At 48.0% G+C, this 3,876-nt stretch carries 5 protein-coding genes; 2 read left to right on the top strand and 3 right to left on the bottom strand.

The annotated features are described in order from the left end of the window. Window positions 1-60: 60 nt before the first annotated feature. From A9Q02_RS24415 to A9Q02_RS23890, 3 genes are all read right to left on the bottom strand, one after another. Window positions 61-231: a hypothetical protein gene (locus A9Q02_RS24415; protein ID WP_172451126.1), complete on the bottom strand. Its 171-nt coding sequence runs from the start codon at window positions 229-231 to the stop codon at window positions 61-63. Window positions 232-528: 297 nt separating this feature from the next. Then, complete coding sequence (locus tag A9Q02_RS25365) at window positions 529-744, bottom strand: type II toxin-antitoxin system YoeB family toxin (RefSeq protein ID WP_097654529.1); 216 nt, start codon at window positions 742-744, stop codon at window positions 529-531. A 28-nt stretch (window positions 745-772) separates the two neighbouring features. Further along, complete coding sequence (locus A9Q02_RS23890; RefSeq protein WP_141509032.1) at window positions 773-1,489, bottom strand: hypothetical protein; 717 nt, start codon at window positions 1,487-1,489, stop codon at window positions 773-775. Window positions 1,490-1,922: 433 nt separating this feature from the next. On the opposite strand from A9Q02_RS23890, the gene A9Q02_RS18340 reads away from it, so the two are divergent. After that, window positions 1,923-3,194 (top strand): phospholipase D family protein, encoded by a 1,272-nt coding sequence (locus A9Q02_RS18340; RefSeq protein WP_097654528.1) that lies wholly within the window; start codon window positions 1,923-1,925, stop codon window positions 3,192-3,194. Window positions 3,195-3,664: 470 nt separating this feature from the next. Next, on the top strand, window positions 3,665-3,876 hold a 212-nt coding region (locus A9Q02_RS25425), incomplete at its 3' end, for a transposase (protein WP_141509034.1).

Genomic DNA, 3,876 nt, shown 5'->3' with positions numbered 1-3,876 from the left:
ATTCGTGAGGCAACGATCTTGTCAAGGTTACATCTAACGTGAGGCAATGCGCCGGCAATTCTAATTATCGTTGATCAGGTTGAGCGCCAGGCCCGCCAACGGCAACGCCAGACGGACGAGCCCCTGGATACCCTGGACACCCCCACGGACACCGACGGTGCGGAACTGGCTCCCCCCGTGGACACCCCCGATCGCTCGCTCACCCGCCGCCCCCGCAACACCTGAGCCCAAACCGGTGCATCCGTGGCGGAAGGCCTGGAGTGTCCGCCGCCAGCGCGAATTGGCCGGTGCGGCCTAAGCTCGAATCGTTGCGATCACTGGTGAAACGCGTGCGCAGGAAACGCGAGCCCGCGTCGCGGGCTTTGGCATGCCAGCCGGGGGCTTCAGCCACCAGACGTGCGGAACGCTCCCGAAACTATACGCCGCACCCATCAATCCGCTTCGACTAGCACTCCGCCAACTCATGCTTTAAACTGCCCATCTGGAGAGCGATGCGCCCCACTTAGCGGCTGATTCGAGGAAAACGCTTTACACTTCGCGAAATCGTGTAGCATCAAGTGGGAAATGAGCCGCAAATATAGGCTTGTTTCTGGGATCAAGTAGGGACGTAATTCCATTTAGCGCCAAAAAAATCAGCGAACGATAAGTTAAAGGTTCAGGTTTACCAATGCCCCCAAACGGGTTCGCTTGGGTTTCCTGAATCAAGCGGATGATCTGGAGGGCTTTTTTGCGGTCGTGTGGCAGCGACGGCGTAGAGGCATCGTTGACGAGTCTAGCCCTCTCTCACTCTGTCGTTGTTCCTAAACGCCACAATCATAGCCAAAAAACTTCCTAGTATCGCACAATTTATCCCCAAAATCGCCACATAAACATATAAATTTTTTTCTATCATTTCTTCTAAATACAAACCAGAAGCATCAAATCCTACTGTCTTCTCCCATATCAATCCAAATATTACACCTACATGCCATCCTATAACACCACCTAAAAAACAATATGCAAATAGCAATCTAGTAAGATGCAAAAACAAAGTTTTATTCGATAATGTAAAAGCTGTTAACCCATAAATAATACCACCAATCGGCATGAACAAGACTAACTTCTGAGGTATTGAACGTATTTCGCCAATACGCCAAAGATCAGAAATGATTACAGGATAACCTTTGGGGGGTGGTACAGCAACGATATGACTCCATAGAACAGCTACAGTAGACACAATTATACCCAAAAACAAACCTAAAAGACCTTGCATTACTCGTTTTACTAGTTCTGGTCTTAGATTTTCTGAGTTCTCCCGAATTATCGATCTTGAATATCCCAACTCCATGTAAATTAATAACAACACACTAAACAGCAACAACGGCCAAGCAAGCCATGATAGTGATATTAAGGTTTGTGGCAGTGAAATTATAGCTATATTAGTTAACAATCCAATAAAAGTCGTTATTAGAATTGTGATTATGATTTTTGAAGAAGACGGACTACTCATAAAGATAATCTCACAAAGGTTTTTCTCTCATCTTGATAGCTCATATTCGGGCAAGATATCGACGATAAGAGTCACCCTCTACTTATATTTATATTTTGATAACCACTTTGATGGTGCGCCATCCAGTATGAAGTCAACGACGATCTTGCCTTCTGCACTTACTCCACTGCGCATCTGCTGCCGCCCATCTTAACTGATCACCTCCCACACCGCAATGCCCGACCTCCACCCCAATCAGATGCTACCAGTATAGCATCTGATCCTATGTTCATCCATACCAACGAACCTAACCCTAACCCTAAAGCTCGTGACTCGCTTCTGATCGAACTCCATGATATACTCGCTAGGTCAAGGTATCTACTCGAATGTCCACGAACTCATAGTAACAGAACATACGCTCTCAGGCAATCTACGAGAGGACAAGGAGCTATCAATGGCATTCCTTTTCATTCCACAACCCAACGCGCAAATGTCTGCCCTAAAGTTTCTGCAGCACCATTTTAACGATCACCAATGGACAGAATTTCGGGCAGCCGTCGCCTTTGTAAAACGTTCTGGTATTCGCCATATTGGCAATTTCCTCCGTGACTTTTCCAAGCGGGGAGAAGTCGATTTAACCGTTGGCATTAGCTTGGAAGGATCTTCTCGCCAGGGACTGCAAGGCTTATTGAACAGTTTAGAGGGTCGGGGAAAACTATGGGTCTTTTACAACGAGGTTGAAGCAACTTTTCATCCCAAAATATACCTATTCAAAAACGACACAAAAGCAGATGTAGTGATAGGCTCTGCCAATCTTACAGAAGGAGGGCTGTTTTCCAACTACGAAGCTTCCTGTGCTATTTCGTTGGATTTAAACCACAAAGAAGACCAAGAGACGCTTTATCAAATAGAAGTTTCTCTCGATTACTGGTCAGGTGGAGATCCTCGTATATCTAAACCTCTCAATCAAGAATTCCTTGACGCGCTTGTTGATAACTACTATGTACCTGATGAATCCGAGGTGCGAGAGTATGGTCAGCCTTCAGGCCGCTCACGCCGAAAAACTAGCAATAAACGGGCACTATTTGAGCGTGTACCAGTTCTCAAGGCACCACCGCCTCCTGTTGACGAGACTATTCTTGATGACGACGATTTGCTCATTAATGATGAGGAACTGGAAGGCATTTACGATGAGGACGATGAACTGCGGGATGACCTTGCCGAAGAAGACTTTATTGTTATCACCCCCAAACCAGCCCCTCCACAACCAGGTAATCACCGTGTCTTCCTAATGACCCTGAAAAGAACTGATGTTGGTATTGGGCAAACAACATCAGGAAAGAGTCGGAGGTCACCCGAGATATTTATACCTCTCAGTGCTCGTGACTACGATGGAGACTTTTGGGGATGGGAAACAGAGTTCGTTGAAGACCCTCAGCGGCCAGGCAAATGGGATAGACGTGGAGTTAGGATGCGCATAGGCACAATCACCACTGAGGTCACCATGATGACCTGGCCTGTCAAACACGATTTTCGCCTGCGCAGCGAGATACTTCGAAGTGCTGGAAATGTTGACGATATTCTCAGGATCGAGCGAACGGATGGGGAAGGTGGCTTCAGCTACTATGTTGAAATTATCCCTTTCGGAACAGTGGAGTATGAGGAATACCTAGTACGCTGTACCTGCGAGACCAGAAACTCTCAGAAGAAGTGGGGGTACTATTAAGGCTTGTTGTCTCCTGTCTAGCCTTACGTCATGCAAGCATACGAGGCAATAGGGTGCAGCTTATACTACAGCCCGATGATGAGTTTCGTGCAGGTGAGTGGCTTCTGGAAAACCTCAACGAACAAGCACTTCCGCGTTTTCAAGCGGCGGTAGTGGTCTCCTTCGTACTGACAGATAATGACCCCGATTGTACAATCGTTGACAATGAAAGACGACTTGGTCATTCTCGAGCAAAGTAATGAGACGAATGTGGACTATGAGGCGAAGGTGATTTCATGTCAGAGGCTGTCTGAAAAGGGGGTGAAATGCCGGCTATGGGGCCGAATCGCGTACACTTGGGGTATGAACACATACCAAACCTACGCAACCGACCTCACGAACCGCCAGTGGAATGGTATTAAAGATCTGATCCCTGCCGCGAAACCTGGCGGACGCCCACGGAGCCTGGATATGCGCCAGGTCATGAACGGATCCTGCACCTCGTCGTGAGTGGCATCCAATGGCACCTGTTACCGAAAGAGTATCCGAACTGGAAGACCGTCTCCCATTCTTTTCGTACCTGGCGTGATAATGGGGTACTTGGCAGCGGATTCACGACACGCTGTGGGCACAGGTGCGGCAGAAGGCTGGACGCCACAAGCATCCAACCGCCGGGTGTCTCGACAGTCAAAGCGTCAAGACG

This window comes from Candidatus Chloroploca asiatica, from assembly GCF_002532075.1.
In the GTDB taxonomy this organism is placed as follows: domain Bacteria; phylum Chloroflexota; class Chloroflexia; order Chloroflexales; family Chloroflexaceae; genus Chloroploca; species Chloroploca asiatica.
The sequence above is the reverse complement of the archived record's forward strand: the minus strand, read 5'-3'. Positions and strand labels throughout refer to the sequence as shown.

Bases quoted from the DNA above. Each gene is read 5' to 3' on its own strand.
- A9Q02_RS23890 (WP_141509032.1), bottom strand. From the start codon at position 1,489: ATGAGTAGTCCGTCTTCTTCAAAAATCATAATCACAATTCTAATAACG.
- A9Q02_RS18340 (WP_097654528.1), top strand. From the start codon at position 1,923: ATGGCATTCCTTTTCATTCCACAACCCAACGCGCAAATGTCTGCCCTA.